Here is a 24,566-nt window from a genome sequence, read left to right on the forward strand (position 1 = left end):
TCCATAATCGGCGCCGAACGCACAAGTCTTGGCGGAACCGCATAAAACGAGCTGCTATGACCCTCCGCCTCCTCACCCTCACGCTGCTGATCCTTTACCCCGTCGCCTGGTTTGCGCCCCTGATGCGGGCGGGGCTGCTGCCGATCTTCGGCCTCAGCGAGATCTCGGTGATCACGGGTCTGCAAAGCCTTTGGGGCAGCGACGCGGTGCTGGCGCTGATCGTCACCTTCTTTGCGATTTTCGCCCCCTACCTCAAAACCATCGGCACCGCGCTGGTGCAGTGGCAGCTGATGGACGCCCGCGTGCAGAAGGTTCTGCACGTGCTGGGCAAGCTGGCGATGGCCGATATTTTCCTGATCGCGCTCTACATCACCCTGGCCAAGGGCATTGGCCTGGCAACCATTGAGACCGCCTGGGGGCTTTACCTTTTCACTGCCTGCATTCTGGCGTCGATTGTGCTGGGTATGCTGACGGAGCGCACGGCCAGGATGCAGCACAAGCCGCGCTAAACCCTTGATCCGGTACCAAACCGCTCCATTTCATAAGGCCGGACAAGTGAAAACGCACCGTCGCGGACCTGGCCGGCTGTGCCCTTTTCGGGCTCCCCCCGCCTTGCAGGCCCCGGTTCCGGGCGTGCATTTGCTGGAGGGGGGCCTATGGCCGGCATTCAATCCATCCTGTTCACCGCGCAGACCGCGCTCATGCGGTTTGCCTTTGCACTGATCTGCCTGGCCGCCGCAGCGATGCTGGCGGCAACCACACTGTCGGCCCTGGGCGTCTGGCCCTGGCTGTCACTGCAGGCGGGCCTGGGCGGCGAACCGATGCCGCAGGCCGGAATGGCCGCGCAGATCGCGCTGACCGCGCTAGCAGTGATGCTGGTGTTCTTTCTGCCCGCCAACGGGCGCATCATGGCGCTGGAGGCCTCGCACCGGCGGTTTTCCATGAACATGGAGGACGTGCTGCAGGCCTATCAGCTGGCTCATGCCGGCGACCGCGCAGGCATATTCACGCTGGCCTCCGAATTTGATGCGGTGAAGGAACGGCTTGCGTTCCTGCGCGATCACCCGGATCTTGAGGGGCTGGAGCCGGATGTGCTGGAAGTGGCCGCGCAGATGAGCCAGGTGAGCCGTGAGCTGGCAGAGACCTATTCAGATGCCAAGGTGGCCCGCGCCCGCCAGTTTCTGAAGCAGCGCCAGGAAGAACTGGAGACCTTCAAGGCGCGGCTGGAGGATGCCCAGATCATCATGCATGAGCTGCGCCAGTGGACCCGCGACGTGGAGATCGAAGAGAGCATCGCCAAGTCGCATCTGGGGCGGCTGCGCGGCGAATTGTTTGAACTGCTGCCGGAACTGTCGGCGCAGTTGCAGGGCCAGCCGGACGGTTCGGATCCGGAAGGCGGCAGCGTGGTGCCGATCCAGCCGCCCCGCCGCGCCGACTGACGTGCTGCAGGGGGCTCCGCCCCCGGCCCTTTCGGGCCTCCCCCGGGATACTTAATGCCAGATGAATGAAGGATCTCTTCTTCATCTGGCCGCAAATATCCCGGAGCGCGAGGCAGAGCCTCGCATCCGCCCGGAACAGCTCGCGCCCCTTGAACAAAAGGGAAACATCTGCCACTGATCTGAACCATGGCAAAAACATCTTTCTCCTGCTCCGCCTGCGGGGCCAGCTTTTCGAAATGGTCGGGCCGCTGCGAGGGCTGCGGCGAGTGGAACACCATCACCGAGGATCAGGGGCTGTCCTCCGGCCCGTCCAAGAAGTCGCTGGGCGTCAAGCGCGGCCGCACCATCCAGCTGACCGATCTGTCGGCGCGGGAAACCCCGCCGCCGCGGGCCTGCTGCGGCGTGGGGGAATTGGACCGGGTGCTGGGCGGCGGGCTTGTTGCGGCCTCGGCCATTCTGGTGGGCGGCGATCCGGGCATTGGCAAGTCCACCCTGCTGCTGCAGGCGGCAGCGCGGTTTGCCCAGGCGGGGGTCAAGACCGTCTATGTCAGCGGCGAGGAGGCATCGGCCCAGGTTCGGATGCGGGCGCAGCGGCTGGGGCTGGCGGATGCGCCGGTGCAGCTGGCGGCAGAGACCAACCTGCGCGACATCCTGACGACGCTGGAGGCGGAGCGGCCGCAGCTGGCGGTCATCGATTCCATTCAAACCATGTGGGCGGACCATGTGGACAGCGCGCCCGGTTCTGTCAGCCAGGTGCGGGCGGCGGCGCATGAGCTGACCACATTCGCCAAGCGGCACGGGATCTCGATCATCATGGTTGGCCATGTCACCAAGGAGGGCCAGATCGCAGGCCCGCGTGTGGTGGAGCATATGGTCGACACGGTTCTGTACTTCGAGGGCGAGCGCGGCCATCAGTTCCGCATCCTGCGGGCAGTCAAAAACCGCTTTGGCCCGGCGGATGAGATCGGTGTGTTCGAGATGACCGGCAGCGGCCTCAGCGAGGTGATCAACCCCTCTGCCCTGTTCCTGTCGGAGCGCGGCGAGCCTTCGCCCGGGTCAGTGGTCTTTGCCGGGATTGAGGGCACAAGACCCGTGCTGGTCGAGATGCAGGCGCTGATTGCGCCCTCCCCCCATTCGCAGCCCCGCCGCGCGGTGGTGGGCTGGGATTCTTCGCGGCTGGCGATGATCCTGGCCGTCCTGGAGGCGCGCTGCGGCATCCCCTTTGCGGGCCTGGACGTCTATCTGAACGTGGCGGGCGGTATGAAGATTTCAGAACCCGCTGCTGACCTCGCCGTGGCGGCGGCGCTGCTGAGCGCGCGGGAAGACGTCGCCCTGCCCGCAGATACGGTGGTTTTCGGAGAAATTTCGCTATCAGGCGCCCTCCGGCCCGCCCCGCAGACCGAAAACAGGTTGAAAGAGGCGCAAAAACTTGGTTTCACGGCGGCGATTGCCCCGGGCGGCAGCAAAACCGTGTCCGTAAACGGTCTGAATCTCAGAAAGTCAGGCGATCTGGCAGGTTTTGTTGGCGAATTCTTCGGGGCCGGTTAAAGTCGCAAAAAATTTGAGATCGCAGGCAAACGGGCGAGGGACATGGAAGGTTTCACAATTATCGACGGGGTCGTGGCCCTGGTCATCGTGGTATCGGCGCTGCTGGCCTATTCGCGCGGTTTCGTGCGCGAGGCGATGGCGATTGCCGGCTGGATCGCCGCAGGTGTCCTGGCCTTCATCTTCGCGCCGCAGGTGGAACCGCTGATGGCGGAAATCCCTGTGATCGGTGACTTCATCGCCGACAGCTGCGAGCTTTCGATCATTGCCGCCTTTGCCGCGGTGTTTGCCCTGGCGCTGATCGTGGTCTCCTTCTTCACGCCGCTGTTTTCCACCCTTGTGCAGCGTTCTGCGCTTGGCGGGCTGGATCAGGGTGCCGGTTTCTTCTTTGGCGTCCTGCGCGGCATTCTTCTGATCGCGATTGCCTTCTTCCTCTATGATGTTGTGATGACCGGGCAGAGCTTCACAATCGTTGACGAAAGCCGCTCTGCCGAGGTGTTTGAGCGCCTGACCGGCAAGATCGAGGAACGCAATCCGGAGCAGGCCCTGGGCTGGGTGACAGAGCAATATGAGGCGCTGATCGGAGCCTGCGGCCAGTAATTCCAAGGGATTACCACCTTCAGACAGATACGCGGGCGCCCAAGGGGCGCCCGTTTTGCTTGAATTTCAATGCGTTCACACAGTTATCCACAGGATGCTGGGTGCAGCCGTTAACAGAGCAAATTCGCATTAACACTCTGTTAACCAAAGAGAATCGGGCGTCGAGCGGCAATTGGGCGCGTCTCAAAAATTGCGTCAATTCTTAATAAATCCTCAGCCCGCACCGTGAAAAGGTTAACAATACCGCTGAAAAAGCAGCTTTTGTCCCCAAAAAATCGCCTCATCCCGAAAGGCGACGCACCCCTGCCCCAATTTGGTCCCAATTCGGAGGCCACATGGCTTCAACGGCAAAACGCCGGGACGAAGACGCTCAGAAGGGACGCAACAATGCAGCTGGATCACACCACAGATTTCGCCGACTACCTGCCGGTTGACGTGCTGCTGCTGACCAATCCCCTGCCGCACTCCGTGAAACCCGCGCCCAAGCGCGCCCGCATCCGCAGCGGCGGCTTCCTGCCTGATACGCTGGTGGAGACCGAAGAAGGCTTCAAGCAAGCCCGCGACGTCAAGCCCGGCGACATGGTGTTCACCTTTGACGGCGGCGCCCAGGAAGTGAAGGCGGTGAAACACGCCGTGCCGCGCCTGACCACCCTGATGCATGTGCCGGCAGGCGCCCTGGGCAATGACACCGACCTGATGCTGCCCTCGGACCAGAAAGTGGCGCTGGAGATGGAAACTGCAGAACGCCTGTTCGGCCTGCCGGTCGTTGTCGCCAAGCTGATCGCCCTGGCCGGCTACAAGGGTATCACCGCAGCCGCGCCGGAACGCCTGGGCCGGATCCATTTTGAATTCGCAGAAGAAGAGCTGGTCTGGGCCGAAAGCGGCATGCTGCTGCCCGCCCAGGATGCGGTTGAAGACTCCGCCTTTCACCAGCTGTCGCTGACCGAGACCCGCCAGGTGCTGGCCAGCGATGAAGGCCGGGCGCTGTCGCAGACCGGCATGGGCGAGATTGACGCCCGTCTTCCCAGCCCGCTGGACAACCTGCTGGACCGCATCCTGGCGGCCTGATCCAAGGGCCAGCCAGCAAGACATTCCCTCCCCCCCCCTCGGGCCCGCCTTTGTGCGGGCCTATTCTTTTGGCGGCCCGGAGAGACTGGCAGGGTTCCACCCCGGGCATTTCCGCGGAATTGCGGAACGCACGTTCCATACGCAGGGGCATTTCCGGAAAAAGTTGCCCGGAAAATATATGTATGCCAGCATCCCCGCAGGCGCCAAAGGCACCGCAGAGCAACCGGCGCCCGGTATTTAGGGAGGATTTGACGATGAACTTGCGGCCTGACCCAACATTTCACGCAACACCCAAACTGGCGATGGAGGCCCCAGCGGAAAAGCTGGCGTTCACACTGATGCTGAGCCCGGATTTTTCGCAGCCGGACGGGCTGGCGGTGGTCGATGTCGACCCGGGCTCAGATACCTATGGCCAGATCGTTCATCAGCTGATCATGCCCAACAAGGGCGATGAGTTTCACCATTTCGGCTGGAACGCCTGCTCCTCCTCCCTGTCGCCCCTGTCGGGCCACGCGTTCCTGGAGCGGCGCTACCTGATCATTCCGGGCATCCGCTCCAGCCGGATTTATGTGGTGGACGTGAAAGAGCCGCTGAAGGCGAAGATCCACAAGATCATTGAGCCGGAGGAGGTTTTTGCCAAGACCGGCTACTCGCGCCCGCACACCATCCATTGCGGCCCCGAAGGCATCTATGTCTCGACCCTGGGCGGCGGCGGCAAAGACGGCACCGACGGGCCGCCGGGCATCTTCATCATGGATTGCGAAACCTTCGAGATCCTGGGCCGCTATGAAATGGACCGCGGCAAACAGGACAAGCATTATGATTTCTGGTGGAACCTGCCGCGCGATTACATGGTGAGTTCCGAATGGGGCCTGCCGCCGCAGTTTGAGAACGGCATCGTGGCAGAGGACCTGCTGAGCAACAAATACGGCCATTCGATCCACTTCTGGAACCTGCGCCAGCGCAAGAACGTGCAGACCATCGACCTGGGCGAGAACCACCAGATGGCGCTGGAAATCCGCCCGGCGCATGATCCCTCACGCGATTACGGGTTCTGCGGCGTGGTGGTGGACACCACCAACTTGCAAGGCTCGATCTTCACATGGTGGCAGAAGGACGATGGCACCTTTGAGGCCAAGAAGACCATCACCATCGACCCGCGACCGGAGAAGGCCGAAAACCTGCCGCCGCTGTTGCAGGGGTTCGAAGCGGTGCCACCCCTTGTCACCGACATCGACCTGAGCCTGGACGACAGATACCTTTATGTGGCCTGCTGGGGGCTGGGCGAGATGCATCAGTATGATGTCTCCGACCCGATGAACCCCAAGCTGGCCGGCAAGGTCGAGCTTGGCGGCATCGCGCGCGGCGCCAAGCACCCGAACGGCAAGGATTTCGCTTATGGCCCGCAGATGGTGGAGATCAGCCGCGACGGCAAGCGGGTCTACTGGACCAACTCGCTCTATTCCACCTGGGACGACCAGTTCTATCCCGATGCCGTGGGCGGCCAGATGGTGATGGCCAACGTCGGCGAAAACGGCGGGCTGGAGCTGGACAAGGACTTCTATGTCGAGTTCCCGAAGGGCTACCGCAGCCACCAGATCCGGCTGGAAGGCGGCGACTGCTCCACCGACAGCTTCTGCTACCCCTCCGTCTGACGCGTGGCAGAGATCAGCACGGCGGCGGCCCTGTGGGGGGCCGTCGCGCTTTCCGGCGTCTATCACGGCGTGAACCCCGGCATGGGCTGGCCGCTGGCGGTCTCAGCCGCGCTGATGGAGCGCGCGCAGGGCAGCCTGTGGCGGGCGCTGGCCGCGCTGGCGGCGGGGCATCTTCTGGCGATGGCAGCGGTGCTGTTTCCGTTCTCGATGCTGCTGGTGCTGGCCGAATGGCAGCGCGAAATCCAGATCGGCGCCGCCTGCCTGGTGATTGCCCTGGGGCTGTATCTTCTGTGGAACCGCCGCCACCCGCGCCTGCTGGCCCGGGTGCCGCCGTCGCGGCTGGCGCTATGGTCGTTCCTGGCGGCGATGGCGCATGGCGCCGGGCTGATGCTGGTGCCGATCTATCTGGGGCTATGCGCCACGGTGGAAACAGATGCCGGACATGCTGCCGCCGGGGCGCTGATGACCGGCAGCGCGGGCATCGCCATGATGGTGGCCTTGGCCCATACGCTGGCGATGACGCTGGCGGGCGGCGCCATGGCCTTTGGCGTCTACCACTGGCTGGGGCTGAAGTTCCTGTCCCGCGGCTGGTTCAACCTGGATCTGGTCTGGGCGCTGAGCCTGGTGCTGGTCGGCGCAGTGTCGCTGCTGACGCTGCATTGATTGCAGCGGCGCGCCCTGCCCGCATACTCGGCAAACCGCCCCTATTGCCGCAGCGCAGAAGGGAAATGTGATCCTTTGATGACAGACGCCGCGAAAGCCTCTATGTGAGGGCGCGAACAGGAAACGGATTCGGAGCCACACCGCCTTGCCGCTGCTGCAGACGCTGCCCGCCTGCCCTTGTGGACCTGACCTGATGCGCGCGGCGCCGGGTTGCGGGACTGCAAGCGGCCATCAGGCTCCGGACGTTTTGCCGGCCAGCCGCTTTGGTGCCTCCGGAATGGCGCGGGCGCGCAAAAATGCGCTAGACTGCCGGCCAAGCCGCTTCCATCAGCCATCGGACTAATCGGGATTGGAGCCAGCCAATGTGCGGGATTTTGGGGATCGCAAGCCGGGACACGGAAGTCTTTGCAGAGATTTATGACGGGCTTCTGATGCTGCAGCACCGCGGCCAGGACGCCTCGGGCATCGTGACCTACACCGGCGAGTTCTTCCGCGAGCGCAAGGCGAACGGCCTGGTCAAGGATGTGTTCGGGCCGACGGACGCGGAAACCCTCACGGGCCGGGTCGGCATGGGCCATGTGCGCTACCCCACCGCGGGCTCCCTCAGCGCCGCCGAGGCGCAGCCGTTCTTCGTGAACGCGCCTTACGGCATCTACCTGGTCCACAACGGCAATATCACCAATACCGCCGAGCAGCGCGAGAAGGTGACCGGCAAATACAGCCGCCATCTGCGCACCACCTCCGATTCCGAAATTCTGCTGAACGTCCTGGCCGACAAGGTCGCCGATGCGATAAAGGTCAATGGCAACGCCGAGCCGATCCGCAACATCTTTGCCGGCGTCAAGATGACTATGGAGCGGGTGCAGGGCGCCTATTCGGTGCTGTGCATGATTGCCGGTATCGGCATGCTTGCCTTCCGCGACCCGCATGGCATCCGGCCGCTGTCGCTGGGCAAGCGCCCCGCGCAAGGCGAAGGCGACGATTACTGCATTGCGTCTGAGGACGTGGCCTTTGGCATCAACGGCTTTGAGAAGGTCCGCGATGTGAAGGCAGGCGAGGCGGTGCTGATCGACCTGGACGGCAACCTGCATACCTTCCAGGCGGTCGAGGGCAAGCTGACCCCCTGCATCTTTGAATATGTCTACCTGGCGCGCCCGGACTCGATGATGGATGGCGTTTCGGTCTACAAGACCCAGCTGCGCATGGGCCAGGCGCTGGCCAAGCAGATCCAGGAGTCAGGGCTCGAAATCGACAGCATCATCCCGGTGCCTGATTCGGCCCGCCCCGTGGCGCTGGAAGTCGCCAACTCCACCGGCATCCGCTACCGCGAGGGGCTGGTGAAGAACCGCTACGTCGGCCGCACCTTCATCATGCCGGGCCAGGCCGAGCGTCAGAAATCGGTGCGCCGCAAGCTCAATGCGATCCCGCTGGAGTTCAAGGACCGCAACGTGCTGCTGATCGACGATTCCATCGTGCGCGGCAACACCATCAAGAAGATCGTGCAGATGTGCCGCGAGGCCGGCGCCAAGAAGGTCTATATCGCCTCTGCCTCGCCGCCGGTGGTCTACCCGAACGTTTATGGCATCGACATGCCAACCAAGCATGAGCTGATCGCAAACGGCCTCAGCATCGAGGAAATCCGCGAGGAGCTGGGCGCCGATGCGCTGTTCTACCAGAAACTCGAAGACCTGATCTGGGCGGCGCAGGAAGGCAACCCGGACATCCAGGGCTTCGATTGCTCCTGCTTTGACGGCAACTACATCACCGGCGTCACCGAAGAGTACCTGGAGACGCTGGAAAGCAGCAGCCGGGTCAGCGCCAAGATCCAGGACATGCCCGCACCGGGTGCCTCCTGGAACGCCTCCAAGCTGGCCACCGGCTGAGGCCTGCCCCAACAGGGGTTTGAACTTTGGCCCGCATGCGTCTATGAGGGCCCGGAACTTTGCATGGGGAGGCGCTGGCCATGACGGCCCGCGCCTTTTCCTATGCTCCTGACGAAAGGCCGCTCCTTGGACGCGCATCTTGCCCGCATGCTGACTTCCCCGCGCCAGTGCCGCTGCTGCGGCGCGACCTTTGCGCAATTGCTCAGCCTCAGCTGCGACCGGCCCGACATCTGTTCCGAGGACATTGAGGTGGAGGACAACTCTGCCGTCCTCGCCACCCGCGGCGACATCCTGACCGAGGACTTCTGCCGCCTCGGCGATCTGCGCTTTGTCCGGGCGGTGCTGGCAATTCCATTGAACGGCACCCGCGGCGAGGAGTTCATCCTGGGCACCTGGGCCAGCCTCAGCCGCGATGATTTCGACGCCTATCTCGACCTCTTTGAGATGCGCGAGACCGACAAGCTGGGCGACCGCCCGGCCTGGCTGGCCAATGCCATCCCGCCGGACATGCCGCTGCCTGCGGGCTGCATGCTGGAAATGCGCCCCGGCGGCCAGTACCCGGAGCTGAAGGTCACCGAACAGAACCACCCGCTCTACCCGCTGCAAAAGGACGGGGCAGAGCTGGAGGAGCTTCTGGAGCTGCTTTATGCATACGGGCACGACCTGCCGTCGCTGGTCTATGACGCCTGAGTCATGACCCAAGGCCCGGTGCAAGCAGCCTGACGCGGGGCCGTCGGCGGTCCTCCACTCAGCCAGCTGCAGCTTTCCGCCGAGGCCCGTTTTGCCTGCTTGAAACACCTGCGCCGGCACGCCAGATGCCTTTCCGATCAACGAAGGACGGACAAGATGGCGAACGAGCAGACCTCCGCCAAGGTGGCGGGGCTGGCAACCCAGACCAATGCAGTGAACCGCAGCAACCTGAGCCTGCTGGGGATCTACGGGCCTGAGAACAGCATGAGCGCGCTGATCCGCCTGCCCTCCGGCCGCACCCGTGAAGTGAAGCGCGGCACCAAGCTGTCGCAGGGCCAGGTGATTGCCATCGACGCCCAGGGTCTGGTTCTGAACCAGCGCGGGGAAACCAGACGCCTGGTTATGCCGGGCAGCTGATCAGGCGGGCTGCAGCGCAAATTCCTTCCAGGAAATTTGCCAAGGATTTTCGAAAATCCCCGGCGCTGCCTTCCGCCTCTTGACCTGCCCGCGCGGGCGGCCCAAGAAGGCGGCCATGACAGACAAAATCGCTCTCATCACTGGCGCATCGCGCGGCCTGGGCAACGCCCTCGCCGAAGCGCTTGCGCCCACCCATCACATCGTTGCCGTCGCCCGCACCACCGGCGCGCTGGAAGAGCTGGACGACCGCATCAAGGCGGCGGGCGGCTCTGCCACCCTGGCGCCGATGGACATCACCGTGCCGGAGGCGATGGCGACGCTCTGCCGCGGCATCCATGACCGCTGGGGCGAGCTGGACCTGTGGCTGCACACCGCGATCCATGCAACGGCTCTGTGCCCGGCGCCGTCAGTCGCGCCCAAGGACTGGACCAAGGCCGTGGCAATCAACGCCACCGCCACTTCGGTGCTGATCCCCTATGTGGCACCGCTCCTCGGTCAATCTGGCCGCGCGGTATTCTTTGACGACCCCAAGGCCGGCGAGAAATTCTATGGCACCTACGGCGCCACCAAGGCGGCGCAGATGGCGCTGGCCCGCAGCTGGCAGGCCGAAACAGAGCGCACCGGCCCGAAGGTCAAGATCCTGGAGCCGCAGCCCATGGCCACGGCGCTGCGCGCCCGTTTCCACCCGGGCGAGGACCGCGAAGCGCTGACGCCGATCCAGGACGAGGCCGCGCGACTGCTGCCGCTGATCCTGGCGGACTGACCTCTCAGACCGGTCCGCGCCGCGCTCCTGCGCGGCGCCCGGCCCAAGGCTTTGGACGGCATCTCTTGATGCAGGCCAAAGGCGCGGGAGCCCGCCCCTGCCCCGCCCGGCTGTCCTGCCCGGACGTCCCGCCTGTTGCCTCCCTGCCCCGCTTTGCCGCGGATCCGGCTTCTCCCTGCGAAATCCTTGCCCCCTTCAGGTGCAGGTCCTATTCAATCGAAAACCCGGTTGAAGACGGCAGGCACCCCATGCGCATTCTGATCACCAATGACGACGGCATCAGCGCCGAAGGGCTGAAGGTTCTGGACGCCATCGCCCATGAGGTCGCAGGCCCCGATGGCGAGGTCTGGACCGTGGCGCCCGCATTTGAGCAGTCCGGCGTCGGCCACTGCATCAGCTACACCCGCCCCACCATGCTGAGCCAGCTGGGCGAGCGCCGCTTCGCCGCAGAAGGCTCGCCCGCGGACTGCGTGCTGGCCGGCATCCATGTGGCGATGCATGGGTCAAAACCGGATCTGGTGCTGTCAGGCGTGAACCGCGGCAACAACTCGGCTGAAAACGCGCTCTATTCCGGTACCCTGGGCGGCGCGATGGAGGCCGCGCTGCAGGGCATCCCGGCAATGGCACTGTCGCAGTATTACGGGCCCGCCAACCGCGAGACGGAAAATCCGTTCGAAGCCTCTGCCGTGCATGGCGCCGCGCTGGTGAAGAAGATCCTGGCAGCCCAGCCGCATGACAATCAGGACTACCGGCTGTTTTACAACATCAACTTCCCGCCGGTGCCGGCTGCGGATGTGAAGGGCGCGCGGGTCGCGCCGCAGGGCTTCCGCCGCGGCAGCCATTTTTCGGCTGAGGAGCAGCTGTCGCCCACCGGCCGCCGCTATTTGTGGATCCGCGGCGGCAACCAGCATGTGGAAACCGCATCCGGCTCTGATGCGGCCGTGAACCTCGACGGGTATATCTCCGTCACCCCGATGCGTGCCGACCTGACTGCACGCGATGCTATGGACGCGCTGAAAGCAATTGAGAGCACCGGCGCATGAGCGGACCCGACGCGCAAACCAAGATGCAGTTTGTCTACTCCGTGCGCTCGCGCGGGGTGACCGACCAGAAGGTGCTGGAGGCGATCGAGGAGATCGACCGCGGGCTGTTCGTGCGCGGCATCTTTGCGGAACGCGCCTATGAGGACGTGCCGCTGCCGATTGCCTGCGGCCAGACCATATCGCAGCCTTCCGTGGTGGGCATGATGACCCAAGCGCTGCAGGTCAGCCCGCGCGACACGGTGCTGGAGGTCGGCACCGGCTCCGGCTACCAGGCGGCGATCCTGTCGAAGCTGGCACGCCGGGTCTATACCATCGACCGCCATGCCCGGCTGGTGCGCGAGGCGCGGATGGTGTTTGAGCAGCTGCAGCTGGCCAATGTGACCTCGCTGGTCGGCGATGGCAGCCACGGGCTGAGCGAACAGGCGCCGTTTGACCGCATCATCGTGACCGCCGCGGCGGAGGACCCGCCCGGGCCGCTCCTGGCGCAGCTCAAAACGGGCGGCATCATGGTGCTGCCGGTCGGCCAGTCGGACCACGTCCAGACCCTGATCCGGGTCCGCAAGACAGAGGACGGGCTGGAGTACGACGAGTTGCGCCCGGTGCGCTTTGTTCCCCTGCTTGAGGGCCTGGGGAAAGACACGTAAACTGGCGGCGGAATTCAGCCGAGCCGCAAAAGGCATCGGCTATAGTGATTGACGCGAGAGAATCCCCGCGAAAAAGGGGATGCGTGTTTTGAGGAGAGCGAAATGACCCGGATCCCCCCCGCCCGGACCGTGTTCCGCGGCCTGCCCCATTCGGTGCTGCCCCGGGCCCGGCTGCTGGCCGTACTGCCGCTGGCCGGTGCGCTGGCAGCCTGCCAGAGCCCGCTGGACTATGACCTGCGCGGCCAGATCGGCGGTTTCAACACCACCACCGCCGCGCAATCCGCCACCGCGAACCGCCCTGCGCCCGACGCCCGCGGGCTGATTTCCTACCCGTCTTACCAGGTGGCCGTGGCCCAGCGCGGCGACACGGTGGGTGATGTGGCCGCCCGCATCGGCCTGCCCGCCGGCGAGGTCGCCCGGTTCAACGGAATGGAACCCGGCGACGCGATGCGCCAGGGCGAAGTTCTGGCACTGCCGCGCCGCGCGCCTGCCAGCCAGCCCGGCGCCGCGGCGCCGGGGTCTGTCGACATTGCCACGCTGGCGGGCGAGGCCATCGACAGCGCGCCGCTGACCTCGCCCAATGCAGGCTCCGTGACCACAACCGAAATCCAGCCTGTGCCCAACCCGCAGCCTGCGAAAGTGCAGTCCGGCCCGGAACCGGTGCGCCACAAGGTGAAGCGCGGCGAGACCGCCTATACCATCTCGCGGCTTTACCAAGTGCCTGTGAAGTCGCTGGCGGAATGGAACGGGCTGGGCAGCGATTTTGCGGTACGCGAAGGCCAGTACCTGCTGATCCCGCTGAAAGAGCAGCCCGCCGCCGAGGTGACGCCTGCCGCTGCAGCGGCCCCCGTGGTAGTGACAGAGCCGGGCGCAGGGTCCGAGACGCCGGTGCCGCCCAGCGCCAGCAAACCGCTGCCGGAGGAGAAGGTCGAACCGGCTGCGGTCAAACCCGCTGCGGAGACCCTGCCCAAGCCGGAGCTGCCCGAACCCACCCGCAGCAGCAGCGCGGCAATGGCCTATCCGGTGCAAGGCAAGATCATCAAGACCTACTCCAAGGGCAGCAATGACGGCATCGACATTGCCGGCCCCGCCGGCGCGCCGGTGAATGCGGCCGAAGCCGGCACCGTGGCGGCAATCACCAAGGATTCCAGCAATGTGCCGATCGTGGTGATCCGCCACAGCCAGAAGCTGCTGACGGTCTACCAGAACGTCGGCAATATTACCGTGAAGAAAGGCGACAGCGTGGTCCGCGGTCAGCGCATCGCCTCGCTGCGCGGCGGTGACGACGCTTACGTGCATTTCGAGGTGCGCGACGGCTTCGAAAGCATCGACCCGCTGAACTACCTGAACTGACAGCAGCAACAGACTGTTAATAAAGAAAAGCCCGGCCAATTGACCGGGCTTTTTTGAAACTCGTCTGGCTGAATTTCGGGTCAAGCGAGCACTAAGAAGGCTTCAATACTCTCGACTTCCCTCGCTTCATCAAAAACTTTTTGAATTTTCTCTGGCAACTCAACCAAACTGGGTGGCAGTCTTTCGCTGCCGTTGAAAGTAATCGAGAATGGTGGGCACAAGCCATTGTCGCCGTTGACCAGGCAGTCCCACAAGGCATCCAGATTTCTCCCATGCCAGTCCGGAGCCTCCAACACCGCAAGGAGAACATCGTAAACCTCGTCTGCGGTACGGCAAGCGGAGATATCGGCTGAAATCTGCTTCATGGCCTCAGCGCAAGGCCACCCCGTGCCGCCCGGCCAGATCGGTGAAGAACTGCCAGGCCACCCGGCCCGAGCGTGCGCCGCGGGTGGCTTGCCATTCAACGGCCTCGGCGCGCAGCTTCTCTGCGTCCACCTCGACGCCATAGGCGGCGCAGTAGCCCTCGATCATTGCCAGATACTCATCCTGATCACAGGGGTGGAATCCCAGCCACAGCCCGAACCGGTCCGACAGCGAGACCTTTTCCTCCACCGCCTCCGACGGGTTGATGGCACTGGAGCGCTCGTTCTCGATCATGTCCCGCGGCATCAGGTGGCGGCGGTTGGAGGTGGCATAGAACACCACGTTCTCCGGCCGCCCTTCGATACCGCCGTCCAGTACCGCCTTGAGGCTCTTGTAATGCTGGTCGTCATGGCTGAACGACAGGTCATCGCAGAACAGGATAAACCGGTGCTCCGACCCGCGCAGGTGCCCCAGCAGCCGCGCGACCGAAGGCAGATCCTCGCGCTGCAGCTCCACCAGCTTCAGCTCCGGGTGATCCGCCGCCAGCGCCCCGTGCACGGCTTTCACGAGGCTGGATTTCCCCATCCCCCGCGCGCCCCACAACAGCGCATTGTTGGCAGCAAAGCCTTGGGCAAACCGCCGGGTGTTCTCCAGCAAGGTATCGCGGGAGCGGTTGATGCCGACTAGCAGGTTCAGATCAACCCGGTTCACGGCTTCCACCGGCTCCAGCCGCTCCGGTCCAACATGCCAGACAAAGGCGGCGGCCGCGTTGAAATCCGGGGTTTCCAGCGGCGCGGGCGACATCCGCTCCAGCGCCTCGGCAATGCGGGTCAATGCGATCTGGTCCATGGGAAGCCTCCGTGCGTCAGTTGCGGGATTTCAAAGCATGTTCAGGGGCAAGCGGCAAGGGCAAGCCGGCATCTGTTCTGCTGCAAACCTTAAGTATAACCTGTCCCCATGGACGCCATGGAAGAACTCTCCCGCTGGATGATAACCGAAGGCCGCCGGTCGGGCGATCCGGTCAAGGCCGTGTCCCGCTTCTGCACGGACCTGATTGCGGCCGGCGTGCCGTTGTGGCGGGTCAACATCGGGCAGCGGTTCGCGAACCCGCTGCTGATTGCCTGGGGTGTGGTCTGGACGCCGGAGGGCGCAGAAAGCTACGACGTCACCCATGATGTGATGCAGACGGACAGTTACGTCGGCAGCTCGTTTGAGTACATTCTGGCCCACCGCCGCCCGCTGCACAAAAGCCTGCGCGGGCTCGACCCGGAGGCCGATCACATTTCCTATCATGAGTTCGCGGAGGCCGGCGGCACCGATTACTATGCAACGCTCATGTATTACGGCGACGGGTCCATGCACGGCTGCACCTTTGTCACCCAGGCGGACAACGGGTTCACGGCGGAAAACCTGGAGATGATAGAGGCCGCCCTGCCCGCCCTCTCTTGCGCGCTGGAACCCGTCACCATGCGCAAATCGTCACGCAGCCTGCTGCGGACTTATCTCGGCGATGGCCCGTCGGAGGCGGTCTGGAACGGCTCCATCAAACGCGGCGAGCGCACGGCGCTGGACGCCGTTGTCATGTTCACCGACCTGCGCGGCTTCACCGCCTTGTCTGACACCGCCAGCGAAGAAGAGGTGTTCGGCGTCCTGAACACCTATTTCGACGTGGTGGTGCAGGCGGTTGAGGAAGCGGGCGGCGACGTCCTGAAATTCATGGGAGACGGCATTCTGTCCATTTTTCCAGCCGCTGACGGAAGCAGCCGCGCGGATCAGTGCCGCCAGGCTGCTCAGGCAGCGCAGCAGGCGCTTACCGGGCTTGCTGCGGTGAACGGCGCCCGCGCTGAAACAGGCAAGCCGCCGCTGGAGATCGGCATCGGCTTGAATGCGGGCCGGGTGAGCTATGGCAATATCGGCAGCCCCGGAAGGCTGGATTTCACCGTGCTCGGCGCCGCAGTGAACCTTGCAAGCCGGATCGAGGGTCTAACGAAATCGACCGGGCATTCCGTTCTGGCATCCTCAGCCGTCGCTGCGGCTGCCCCGGACCTGTTTTCCAGCTGCGGGACCCGCAGCGTGCGCGGCATATCCGATCCGGTCGAGGTCTTCTTCCTGCACGTTGACGCCGCATAGGAAGACGCGTCCGATCAAGCGCGCCTTTCCGTGATTTGCCTGCTCAGTCTGCCGCGAAGCAGTAGAAATAGCCGTTGCCGCCGGTGGAGCGCAGGTTATCGGCACTGCAACCGCGCGAGTTATGCGCCGCGTTCCAGGAGGTGTTGCCGCCGCCGTGGCGGTCATGGTGGCCGACTGTGGCAGACCCTTCGCCGTTGGAGGTCCAGTTCGAGCAGGTCTTGTCGCCCTCCTGCCAGGGGAAATAGGCAGTGCCGTCCTCCTGGGTGCCGGTCAGGATGTCATGCTCGTTCGGGCTGTCGCCGCGGCCCTTGATGCGGTTGCCGTTCTCATCCACCGCGGTACGGGCATAGAGGTTCGGCATGATATGAAGCTGGTCCAGATCGACCGCGATCAGCTCGCCGTTGGCGTTGTACCAGGGGCCGGTGCCGATGCGCGAACGGGCCGAGATGCCGCGCTTCCCTTCCTCCTGCGTGCTGAGATAAGCGCGCCAGGTGCGCCCTGTTGAGCCCGCCGCTTCTGCCAGGCTGGCGCAATGGGCATCCGCCCCCTCCAAGCCCCCCAGATTGCCGCCGTCGCCAAGGCCAACGGAAGTGACAAAGAACCCCATCGGCGGGTCTTCGGCATAAGAGGCAGACGCCAGCGCGCAGGCAGCAGAGCAGGTCAGGACAGTGAGAAACGTTTTCATGGAAACCTCCCTTTTCCAGGACTGTGCGCAGGATGCCGCATGGGGCCGGGCAAAGATACGCCAGCGGACGGTGCTTCACGAAAGCGTGTTGGGATCACCGTTCGCAAGACCGGCCGGCTCCATTGGAGGCCAGCAGACCTGACTGAAGCAGCCCCGGGGCAGCTCAGAGCAGCGAAGCAGCGCTCAGCCGCAACGAAGCACCTTCAGGATAAACGAAGGGCAGCTATGCCGGATTTCCGGACTTTTGCTCATGCGGCTATTGCTGATGCAGAAAACCCCCACTCCCGCAGCACAAGTTTTTCGGCAGCGCGGCGATCTTCCCGTTTGCGGTCGTTCAGATCCGAAGAAATCGGCGGAGCTCAAACCGCCCCTTCGCTGCAGCCAGGCCGGACAAATGAGACGCGGACAGAGTTTTCTTTCGCTGCGACTGCGCCAATGACGGCTTTCGTTCTGGCGATGAGCTCTAGCCGACCACTGATTGGGTTCTTTACGTGAATTTCTTATGGACCAAAGCTGTATAGTGTTCCATATGAGAAATCATTCTAGTGCAGCCGCCAATCCAAGGTTTGGCTCCAAACCACCCAAATCAGAAATGAGGAACTTGCGGAACCTTTCCTTTTGCACGCTGGACTGACGTTGTTGAACGAGCTCTTTACCAGCGAAGAAGGCGCTGACTTCAGAAATTAGTAAGTCAGCATCCCCGAAAGTTCGCCATAAAAGTAATTTCCCACACACATCTGACCAATTCTCTCCGTTCGAGTTGCACGCGCTTCGCAGAAGCGAGTGAACGGGTGAAATAAAATCAGAAGCGTTTTCGATCAAGGCGGATGTTGTAGCCCAGATAAGCTTTGGCATCTCAAGGCATTCCTGAGGTAGGTTATCTATAGCTGCTGCGCTTTCCATCCACTTCTGAAGAAATTCGAAGCGGCTAGGTCATGTTGACAAATGGCGTAGCCATAGGCGGATTGATGTGATGTCGACGAAGCCAAGGAAGCTCTCGGCTGTCTTGTCGTAGCGGGTGGCGACCCTTCGGGCGTTCTTGAGTTTGTTGAAACACCGTTCGACGAGATTTCGCAGCCGATACAGCGAACGATCCACGCCAACACGCTTCTTGCGGCACTTGCGCATGGGGATGACCGGCCGGACGCCGCGGGCGGCCATAGAATTCCGAATGCTGTCAGCGTCGTAGCCCCGGTCAGCAAGCAAAATCTTTGGCTGGGGCAGATTGTCAGCCATGACCAAGTCAAAGCCAATATAGTCAGATGTTTGCCCTGGCGTGACTTCGGTTCTCATGGGCAGCCCAGCGGCATTGACGAGGAGGTGGTTCTTGGTCGTGAAGCCACCTCTTGAACGGCCGAAACCATGCCGCGGAGTCCCCCTTTAGCGCCCGCAGCCTGATGGTGCGCGCGAGCCACGGTGCTGCCGATCATTTGCAGCACGTCCGACACTGCGCCGCTTGCGTTCAGCACATCCATGATCTGCTCCCAGAGCCCGGCCAGGGTCCAACGCCGGAACTGGCGGTAGACACTTGACCATTTGCCGAACTCTTCGGGTAAGTCACGCCACGGAGCTCCCGTCCGCGCGATCCAGAAAATTCCGTCAAGAACAAGGCGGTGGTTGGAAGGTTTGCGCCCGTTCGGGGCGCGGACAGTGAAGAGGAAACGTTCAAAGAACGCCCATTCCTCGTCTGACATCAAATCTCGTGCCAAGCTGGTCTCCATCGCAGATACCAGCTTGAATCACGGTTGGCGGCGGCTGTGAATCCTTTTTGTCAACACGACCTAGCGGATACACGAACTGTTATGCGATGCCTATGTCTCTTCGGTTGGAAGCAATAGGGATGGAAAATATCAAGGGATGCCGCGGCGCTCGGGTAAGAGAAGCGTTTGGACAGTACAGCTTAGCGATTATTCTGGGATCTCTATAACGCCTTGCATAGCGTAGAATTCGCCCACCCCAAAAATTGGCCAGAATGGGCGAAAGATAGGTGAAAGCTCAGACTCAGCTTAAAGGGATATCTTCGATCAGGGTTTTGCGTGTATCTGCCAGTCGGATCTTTACCAGCTCGCGCACCGCATCGTAGATCGTCGTGCTCAGCGACAGGTTTTGCGCGGCCAGCCAGTAGTCGAGCTCATTTTTACCCCAGGAAACAAATAGGATGTTCTGCTTTTGGTCCTCGTAAGTGAAATTGAAGGCTCCAAGCGCAATGTTGATCACGTCTCCGGCCGCCTCAGCGGCACCGATCTGGAAATTGCCGCCCGTCGTCTGTGAGGTTTCTAGGTCGAACAATTTGATCTTTCCATCATCGTTCGACAAACCGCGCAGGGCCTCGATCGCGCTTTTGACAATCTCGAACTGGTTTCCTGTCGCGACCTGGGCCAGCGTGGAAAGGATCACTTTGTCAAAGCTGCCATTACCCTGCATTTTTTGGCTTGTGGTAAAGGGTGCCTCTTCGCGGACCCAGCCAAGTAGGCTCAATATCTCCATATACCGTGCAAACCAGGCTTCGCGCTGATTGACCGGATCAAACTGACTGTCCGCAGCACGCTGCGCAAACAGCGTTGACAGCAGAACGTCTTCCTTCTGGCCCGGCGTCAGGTTTTCGACAAAAGAAATGACGCTGGACGCGCTGACAGCGGCCGAGAGGGTCTGCTGCTTTTCTGCAAGCTCTGAACTGGGATCAAAGGCGTTGGAGGACCGAACAACCGGATCGGCAAATGCTGAGGTTCCGGTTTTGGACCGTCTTCCGCGCATTGGGGCCAGTTCAAGGCTGTTCATCATGGCCAGACGCTCGGTCAGGTTCCGCGGCCCTGCAGGTGCCATCGACGTTGTGGCGGGCAGTGCGCTGTTGCGGAAGGCGGGCGGCCAGGTGGCATTGTTCCCACGCGTGTCCACATGGGTAAAGCTGTTGTAGCGCCCGATCCCTCCTTTGAACAAGTGTTCGCGGTCACGCAACACACGCAGCGCCTGCGCCACATCCGGGGCCGACATGCCCCGGACCTGAAAATCAAGCGCGGTGAACTTCATGTGTTGGCTGCCGCTAGCGCCGCCGATGCAGGCGTTATAGGCCGGTCCGCGATAGGCGTTGGTTATCACGATGGGTTTGCCCAGACGTTCGCGCAGATGTTCCAGCACCCGGGCCGTTTCCGCAATGTTTGTCCACAGTGCGCGTGGCGGGTAGGTATTCTTTCCCTGACAGTTGCCACCGGATGTGTTGTGGGCACCACCCAGAACCAGAAACTCGTCGGTGGAAAAATGCCTGAGGCCAAGGGACCGTATGAAGGCGTCGAAATCAGCATAGTCGGACCAGGTCAGCGCCGCCTGCGAATCCCGGAACCCCGCGCCGCGCAGTTTGGAAGACAGGATTGCATCTGCCAGTGCCTGATCAATTTGATCGGCTTCTTCACCGTCACCTTCGACGTCATCCTCGGCCCTTGCGACCGGCGCTGTCGGAAAGTGCGTGGCAGTTGCGGCCCCTCCGGGACGCAGGGTAAAGGGCCTGTCGCCGGTAAAGTCGGGGTCGGACACGAGTTTTTCGAACAGTTGCGGCGTCTGGCTGGGGCTGTCGATTTCGGCGTCGATTTCGGCCCGGAACGCGTGGTAATCCCCCGGGAACCGCCCGGTGTTCCAGACTTTCAGTAACGCGCCGGTAAATGCGCCATAATGTGCGCCGTCCATGGCAAACTGCTCGTCCTTGCAGGCCCCCAGATTGAGAACCGAGGCCTTGACCGGCGTCGACAGCGGATTTGTCATCACGCTTTCCTTGAGGGCCGAGTATGACCGCGAAGCTTCGCGATAGGCAGCCTCATTCGCGCGCCAAACCCGGTCTTCAACGTTGATAGGCATCGCACGTACCCCAAGCGGTGCGTCGACCTGGCGTCCGAACAGCATGGAGGGAGTGGCCGGGCCGAACTTGACCATCGATCCCGAATGACAGGTGTCGGGTACCATCAGAACCCGCACACCCGCCCGGAATTCCGACCACAGCATGTAAAGCTCGTCATCGGCCAGTTGGAAGTCATAGAGGCACAGCGTTTCATCCATCTTGATGTCGCCATCATGATCTTCGTCCTGATTGAAATCAGGAATGCGGCCGCCATGGCCCGAAACCGTCATCAGGAACATGTCGCCGCCTTTCAGGTCACGGGCAGCGCGGCGGATCTGCTCGGTCACGTTTGCTCGTGTCGCATCCGAGGTCAGCAGGTGGGTCGGGGCAAAGCCCTCGGCTGTTGCAAGCGTCTCCATGGCTTGCGCATCCGCTTCGCAGGCCGTCAACCGACCATCCCAACCGTCATAGTGATCGGGATCGACCGTATTCAACCCGACATGCAGCGACATACCATTTGGCTGACCACCGGCAATGACTGGCGGAGCTGCCATCGCGCGCGACAGTTCTGACGCCTTGCCGAACGGGCCGCTGATGATCATCGACGGGCCGCTGCGGGAATTGGCGACCACCTCGATCTCTCGGCGGAATTTCTTTGCCACCTCGCCATAGCCTTCGTCGGTCGGGTGCAGGCCGTCATGCCAGCGGTGGTCGCCCACCACACCCCTGCAATCCAGATAGGTAACATGCGGCATCGCATTCGCCAGCCGCCGCAGTCGACGGTTGAAATTGTCCATCATCCGCGCTGCGATGGCCTTTTGCAAAGATCTGTTGCGGATGCCCCGGCTTTCCATCGGTTTGCCCAGCCAACGGTCCTTGTTCGGCACCGGATAGTCGTAACCGTGGCACAGTATCGAAACATGCGGGAATTTGGTCTGCACCTCGCGAAACATGCGGCCATAGTGGTGCAGCGCATCGTCCAGCAGGCGATGGAAGGATGGCAGCAAATAGTCCTCGGGCTGCAGCGCGGGATCGAACTCTTCAAGATGCGATGCAAGCGCGCCGCCGGCAACCAGATCGTTGCCACCGCCGGACAACAGCAGAATTTCCGCCCCCGTTGCGCGCAGGGCCGAGACATATTCGCGTTTATCCGCCATCCGCTTGAGCAAATCACCCGCCGCGCCCAGCGAAAACACGGCATAGTCGTCCATCAGGTGATCAATTGTGTCCTTCAACAAAAGCGGGTACTGAAACCAGCTGTCTCCTTCTGAAACAATGATCGGTCCGTCATATCCCTTTGACAGCGCTTTGCGGAACCGGGATTGTCGACGAAGGCGGGCGAACCAATTGGCGGAATTCATTAAAGCCGCCGTACGCTGATCGGCATCCGCACTGCGCGGGATCTGAACCGTGGACGGGTTGAGCTTCAACTGCGGCGCAAAAGCGCCCGAGGCCTCCTGATCTACGGTGAAATAATGGGCCAGTTCGCTTTCTTCAATCGAAGGGTCGGCCATTTTCGCCATAAGTTGTTCAACAGAAACTTTTGCCATTCTCAACGTCCTCCATGCTGATACACCGGGCTATCTGCGGCGGTCCCGGATGGTTTGAAAAATACTTTCGGTAATAGTGGGGTCCCGCATCAGGTCCGATTGCGTTACCGGATCGCCGGTTTCGGATTGGTTCGATATGCGGTTGAGCTGGAAAATTGCCGATTGGGCTGGAAAATCCTGATTGCCCGCAATATTGGCAGAACCCAGAAAATCGCGATGCTGACCGCGCTGAATAGTACCGGTTTCCGACAGGATATAGTTGGGATCTTCAAAGGCGCGCGCCACCAGATGCAACAGCGGCTTGCTGTAACGGCCAAAGCGCAGGTTTTTTTCGAGGTTTGGGGCAGGCACGTAAATCCGGCCCCGGATGTCCGACAGTTGCTTGCCGGACAAATCAACCCGCGGTGTGACAGTTGGCGTTTGCGACCGGCTGGGCGAACGGTCCTTGCCGGTCTGTCCGCCGTTCATCGCCTCAAGACAGGGTGTCAGATACTGGCTGGCGCGCCGAAGACCGATGCCCGGATGAATCAGATGCAGCGTATCGAACAGAGCCGAGGCATCGTGGCTCGAAAAAAGCTGCAGCTCAGCCGGTCTTTTCCTGTCCTCGGCAATCATCGACAGCATTTCGTGAACGACCAAAGCGCCGGCGCCTTCACTGACCAGATGCATTTCGCACTGCGTTTCGTCCTTCAACTCCATCAGATCGCGTAGAAAGCAGGTTACAAAACCCGGCCAGGGACCGTCGGTTTGCAGTGGCTCGGTCGGGTGTTCGGTTGGACCGCGCACGGTTTTTTTTGCGCTGGTTTCGATTTCCCGCCAAAAGGCCCGGCCGATGCCGCGCACGCGCTCTTCGATCAACGCGTCCAGATGCTGGGCGCGTTCCCCAGCCCGTTGCTCGCAGTCGTCAAAGAGGACTTCAAAAATCTCCAGCGAAGTTTTTGCGAAACTGTTGCACCAGAAGACAGAATAAGGATACAGATCCAGCTTCTTAATCGCGTGCTTGCGCGACGCAGCCGCATCGAAGGAGGGTTTTATTCCTTCCAGACTGCCGGGTATCCAGAGCAGCACGCCCTTGTAGTTGTGTTCTGATTCCGCGGTCTTTGTCCGTTTTGGTGTCAGCGTGCCTTTCAGATAGGCGCAGGTTTTTCCCCAGCTGGAAGGGAACGAGGGATAGGAACCTGTCGATACGTGCAGACCATCGTCCAGATGCATGAAATGGCCGATCAGTTCGAAACAGGGTTTCGAACCGGACTGAATGGGTTGGTACAGCCCGTTTAACCCTTGTTCGCCGATCGAGGCGTCAAAGGCCTTTGGTGCGGGTACGCCAAGCCGCAGAACCCATGCGTCAATGATGTTTTTTGCCCAATCGGCATAGGACCAAAGCGCGATGCCCGCTTGTCCACGGTATCCGCCCCAGTCCGAACCCCAGGAATTCAACACGTGAAACCCGTCGCGGTCATATCCCGTCAGAACCACTGCGTGATAACCAATCAGACCTTCCTTGGGGGGCCACGGGATGATCCCTCCGCTGGCTGCAGTCACGTTTCGCCACCCGTCATGGATTTGGGTCGACACCAATATGGCCTCGGCCTCGTTGAGCGCCGAATGATAGTGGTTGAGGGATGATGCGAGGCGAAAGTAGGCCCCTAACCCGATTTCACGCGCCTTTTTTGCCTGGGCGACAGACGGGTATTTGGCCTGATCGTCTTTGCTTTGTGGGAAATAGCTTGTGCTTTGCCACCTCCATTCTTCAGTGGCTTGTGTGTCCATGGGCCAGTCTAGACAGGCACCGTGATGATAGAAGCCCTTTATGGCAGAGCGGAGCGAGCGGATGCCCTCGACACCCTGCAACTCGTCGATGCCCGGATAACGGTCATGGAAATAGGCCATCCGGTACAGCATGTCCGCGCTGGCGATATCCGTGCGAAATGTGTCCTTTTTCTGCTCCAACCTGTCCTGTCCGTCGGGGCGGCGCAGCAGTTGCAAACAGCGCTGAATGTCGATCAGAGCGGCCAGAGAATATCCAACACAGCGCTGCGAGTGCGATTGATTGCGGACGCCAAAGATTGGCTGCCTCAAATCCGTGCCAGCGATGTGATCCGTTAGGTTCTGGTCAAGTGAAACACTGTCCCAAAGGATGGTCAGGCCGGGCACAAACGGTTGATCCCGCAAGTCGACCCAGTCCTTACGGATACCGCGCGCCGTAATGAACTTCTTGTCTATGTCGTCAGACACCACTCTCTCCGGTC

The 24,566-nt window shown here is 62.0% G+C and carries 22 protein-coding genes; 15 read left to right on the top strand and 7 right to left on the bottom strand.

Features of this window, described 5'->3' with window-relative positions; all coding sequences use genetic code 11:
• Nucleotides 1-56: 56 nt before the first annotated feature.
• From N6L27_RS04000 to N6L27_RS04065, 14 genes are all read left to right on the top strand, one after another.
• On the top strand, nt 57-509 hold the full coding sequence (locus N6L27_RS04000; protein ID WP_271905791.1) for a paraquat-inducible protein A: 453 nt from the start codon (nt 57-59) through the stop codon (nt 507-509).
• A 147-nt stretch (nt 510-656) separates the two neighbouring features.
• Complete coding sequence (locus N6L27_RS04005; protein ID WP_271905792.1) at nt 657-1,439, top strand: DNA repair protein; 783 nt, start codon at nt 657-659, stop codon at nt 1,437-1,439.
• Between the two features lie 186 nt (nt 1,440-1,625).
• Entirely contained in the window at nt 1,626-2,987 is a 1,362-nt protein-coding gene (gene radA, locus N6L27_RS04010) for a DNA repair protein RadA (protein WP_271905793.1), read from the top strand.
• A 42-nt stretch (nt 2,988-3,029) separates the two neighbouring features.
• A complete protein-coding gene (locus N6L27_RS04015; protein ID WP_260017931.1) occupies nt 3,030-3,584 on the top strand; it encodes a CvpA family protein in 555 nt (184 codons plus the stop codon).
• Nucleotides 3,585-3,971: 387 nt separating this feature from the next.
• Complete coding sequence (locus tag N6L27_RS04020; RefSeq protein ID WP_271905794.1) at nt 3,972-4,652, top strand: Hint domain-containing protein; 681 nt, start codon at nt 3,972-3,974, stop codon at nt 4,650-4,652.
• Nucleotides 4,653-4,906: 254 nt separating this feature from the next.
• Nucleotides 4,907-6,307 (top strand): selenium-binding protein SBP56-related protein, encoded by a 1,401-nt coding sequence (locus N6L27_RS04025; protein ID WP_271905795.1) that lies wholly within the window; start codon nt 4,907-4,909, stop codon nt 6,305-6,307.
• Between the two features lie 3 nt (nt 6,308-6,310).
• A complete protein-coding gene (locus N6L27_RS04030; protein WP_271905796.1) occupies nt 6,311-6,970 on the top strand; it encodes a hypothetical protein in 660 nt (219 codons plus the stop codon).
• A gap of 362 nt (nt 6,971-7,332) precedes the next feature.
• The gene (gene purF / locus N6L27_RS04035) at nt 7,333-8,853 is read left to right on the top strand and encodes an amidophosphoribosyltransferase (protein WP_271905797.1); all 1,521 of its coding nucleotides are present in this window, start codon (nt 7,333-7,335) and stop codon (nt 8,851-8,853) included.
• 102 nt (nt 8,854-8,955) lie between these two features.
• Nucleotides 8,956-9,543, top strand: a complete 588-nt coding sequence (locus N6L27_RS04040; RefSeq protein WP_271905798.1) for a DUF2199 domain-containing protein — start codon at nt 8,956-8,958, stop codon at nt 9,541-9,543.
• 156 nt (nt 9,544-9,699) lie between these two features.
• Entirely contained in the window at nt 9,700-9,960 is a 261-nt protein-coding gene (locus N6L27_RS04045; protein ID WP_271905799.1) for a hypothetical protein, read from the top strand.
• A 115-nt stretch (nt 9,961-10,075) separates the two neighbouring features.
• Nucleotides 10,076-10,723, top strand: a complete 648-nt coding sequence (locus N6L27_RS04050; RefSeq protein ID WP_271905800.1) for an SDR family NAD(P)-dependent oxidoreductase — start codon at nt 10,076-10,078, stop codon at nt 10,721-10,723.
• A gap of 248 nt (nt 10,724-10,971) precedes the next feature.
• Entirely contained in the window at nt 10,972-11,766 is a 795-nt protein-coding gene (surE, locus tag N6L27_RS04055; RefSeq protein ID WP_271905801.1) for a 5'/3'-nucleotidase SurE, read from the top strand.
• Nucleotides 11,763-12,410: a protein-L-isoaspartate(D-aspartate) O-methyltransferase gene (locus N6L27_RS04060; protein WP_260017922.1), complete on the top strand. Its 648-nt coding sequence runs from the start codon at nt 11,763-11,765 to the stop codon at nt 12,408-12,410. The genes surE and N6L27_RS04060 overlap by 4 nt, the downstream gene beginning before the upstream one ends.
• A gap of 102 nt (nt 12,411-12,512) precedes the next feature.
• Nucleotides 12,513-13,763 (top strand): peptidoglycan DD-metalloendopeptidase family protein, encoded by a 1,251-nt coding sequence (locus N6L27_RS04065; protein WP_271905803.1) that lies wholly within the window; start codon nt 12,513-12,515, stop codon nt 13,761-13,763.
• Nucleotides 13,764-13,843: 80 nt separating this feature from the next.
• Here N6L27_RS04065 and N6L27_RS04070 read toward each other — a convergent pair whose 3' ends face one another.
• Complete coding sequence (locus N6L27_RS04070; protein WP_271905804.1) at nt 13,844-14,128, bottom strand: barstar family protein; 285 nt, start codon at nt 14,126-14,128, stop codon at nt 13,844-13,846.
• A 4-nt stretch (nt 14,129-14,132) separates the two neighbouring features.
• Nucleotides 14,133-14,975: an ATP-binding protein gene (locus N6L27_RS04075; RefSeq protein ID WP_271905805.1), complete on the bottom strand. Its 843-nt coding sequence runs from the start codon at nt 14,973-14,975 to the stop codon at nt 14,133-14,135.
• Between the two features lie 117 nt (nt 14,976-15,092).
• Between N6L27_RS04075 and N6L27_RS04080 the strand changes: the two genes are divergently transcribed.
• Nucleotides 15,093-16,256 carry an adenylate/guanylate cyclase domain-containing protein gene (locus tag N6L27_RS04080; RefSeq protein ID WP_271905807.1) on the top strand — a complete coding sequence of 388 codons (1,164 nt, stop codon included), beginning with the start codon at nt 15,093-15,095 and terminating at the stop codon, nt 16,254-16,256.
• A gap of 43 nt (nt 16,257-16,299) precedes the next feature.
• Here N6L27_RS04080 and N6L27_RS04085 read toward each other — a convergent pair whose 3' ends face one another.
• The 5 genes from N6L27_RS04085 to N6L27_RS04105 all read right to left on the bottom strand — a co-directional run bounded on the left by N6L27_RS04085 (nt 16,300) and on the right by N6L27_RS04105 (nt 24,552).
• The gene (locus tag N6L27_RS04085) at nt 16,300-16,941 is read right to left on the bottom strand and encodes a hypothetical protein (protein WP_271905808.1); all 642 of its coding nucleotides are present in this window, start codon (nt 16,939-16,941) and stop codon (nt 16,300-16,302) included.
• 537 nt (nt 16,942-17,478) lie between these two features.
• A complete protein-coding gene (locus N6L27_RS04090; protein WP_271905809.1) occupies nt 17,479-17,796 on the bottom strand; it encodes a hypothetical protein in 318 nt (105 codons plus the stop codon).
• 78 nt (nt 17,797-17,874) lie between these two features.
• Nucleotides 17,875-18,662 (bottom strand): IS5 family transposase gene (locus N6L27_RS04095; RefSeq protein WP_271905810.1). Its coding sequence is split into 2 segments (ribosomal slippage): nt 17,875-18,323 and nt 18,323-18,662, totalling 789 coding nucleotides; the frame shifts between segments, so codons are not numbered across the junction.
• 280 nt (nt 18,663-18,942) lie between these two features.
• Entirely contained in the window at nt 18,943-22,317 is a 3,375-nt protein-coding gene (locus N6L27_RS04100; protein WP_271905812.1) for a D-Ala-D-Ala carboxypeptidase family metallohydrolase, read from the bottom strand.
• Between the two features lie 30 nt (nt 22,318-22,347).
• Nucleotides 22,348-24,552: a hypothetical protein gene (locus N6L27_RS04105; RefSeq protein WP_271905814.1), complete on the bottom strand. Its 2,205-nt coding sequence runs from the start codon at nt 24,550-24,552 to the stop codon at nt 22,348-22,350.
• Between the last annotated feature and the right edge of the window lie 14 nt (nt 24,553-24,566).

The sequence above is a fragment of the Leisingera sp. SS27 genome, from assembly GCF_028368855.1.
Taxonomy (GTDB): Bacteria; Pseudomonadota; Alphaproteobacteria; order Rhodobacterales; family Rhodobacteraceae; genus Leisingera.

Bases quoted from the DNA above. Each gene is read 5' to 3' on its own strand.
- surE (WP_271905801.1), top strand. From the start codon at position 10,972: ATGCGCATTCTGATCACCAATGACGACGGCATCAGCGCCGAAGGGCTG.
- N6L27_RS04060 (WP_260017922.1), top strand. From the start codon at position 11,763: ATGAGCGGACCCGACGCGCAAACCAAGATGCAGTTTGTCTACTCCGTG.
- N6L27_RS04045 (WP_271905799.1), top strand. From the start codon at position 9,700: ATGGCGAACGAGCAGACCTCCGCCAAGGTGGCGGGGCTGGCAACCCAG.
- N6L27_RS04085 (WP_271905808.1), bottom strand. From the start codon at position 16,941: ATGAAAACGTTTCTCACTGTCCTGACCTGCTCTGCTGCCTGCGCGCTG.
- N6L27_RS04090 (WP_271905809.1), bottom strand. From the start codon at position 17,796: ATGCCAAAGCTTATCTGGGCTACAACATCCGCCTTGATCGAAAACGCT.
- N6L27_RS04005 (WP_271905792.1), top strand. From the start codon at position 657: ATGGCCGGCATTCAATCCATCCTGTTCACCGCGCAGACCGCGCTCATG.
- N6L27_RS04050 (WP_271905800.1), top strand. From the start codon at position 10,076: ATGACAGACAAAATCGCTCTCATCACTGGCGCATCGCGCGGCCTGGGC.
- N6L27_RS04075 (WP_271905805.1), bottom strand. From the start codon at position 14,975: ATGGACCAGATCGCATTGACCCGCATTGCCGAGGCGCTGGAGCGGATG.
- N6L27_RS04000 (WP_271905791.1), top strand. From the start codon at position 57: ATGACCCTCCGCCTCCTCACCCTCACGCTGCTGATCCTTTACCCCGTC.
- N6L27_RS04100 (WP_271905812.1), bottom strand. From the start codon at position 22,317: ATGGCAAAAGTTTCTGTTGAACAACTTATGGCGAAAATGGCCGACCCT.
- N6L27_RS04040 (WP_271905798.1), top strand. From the start codon at position 8,956: ATGCTCCTGACGAAAGGCCGCTCCTTGGACGCGCATCTTGCCCGCATG.
- N6L27_RS04080 (WP_271905807.1), top strand. From the start codon at position 15,093: ATGGAAGAACTCTCCCGCTGGATGATAACCGAAGGCCGCCGGTCGGGC.
- purF (WP_271905797.1), top strand. From the start codon at position 7,333: ATGTGCGGGATTTTGGGGATCGCAAGCCGGGACACGGAAGTCTTTGCA.
- radA (WP_271905793.1), top strand. From the start codon at position 1,626: ATGGCAAAAACATCTTTCTCCTGCTCCGCCTGCGGGGCCAGCTTTTCG.
- N6L27_RS04020 (WP_271905794.1), top strand. From the start codon at position 3,972: ATGCAGCTGGATCACACCACAGATTTCGCCGACTACCTGCCGGTTGAC.
- N6L27_RS04070 (WP_271905804.1), bottom strand. From the start codon at position 14,128: ATGAAGCAGATTTCAGCCGATATCTCCGCTTGCCGTACCGCAGACGAG.
- N6L27_RS04015 (WP_260017931.1), top strand. From the start codon at position 3,030: ATGGAAGGTTTCACAATTATCGACGGGGTCGTGGCCCTGGTCATCGTG.
- N6L27_RS04025 (WP_271905795.1), top strand. From the start codon at position 4,907: ATGAACTTGCGGCCTGACCCAACATTTCACGCAACACCCAAACTGGCG.
- N6L27_RS04065 (WP_271905803.1), top strand. From the start codon at position 12,513: ATGACCCGGATCCCCCCCGCCCGGACCGTGTTCCGCGGCCTGCCCCAT.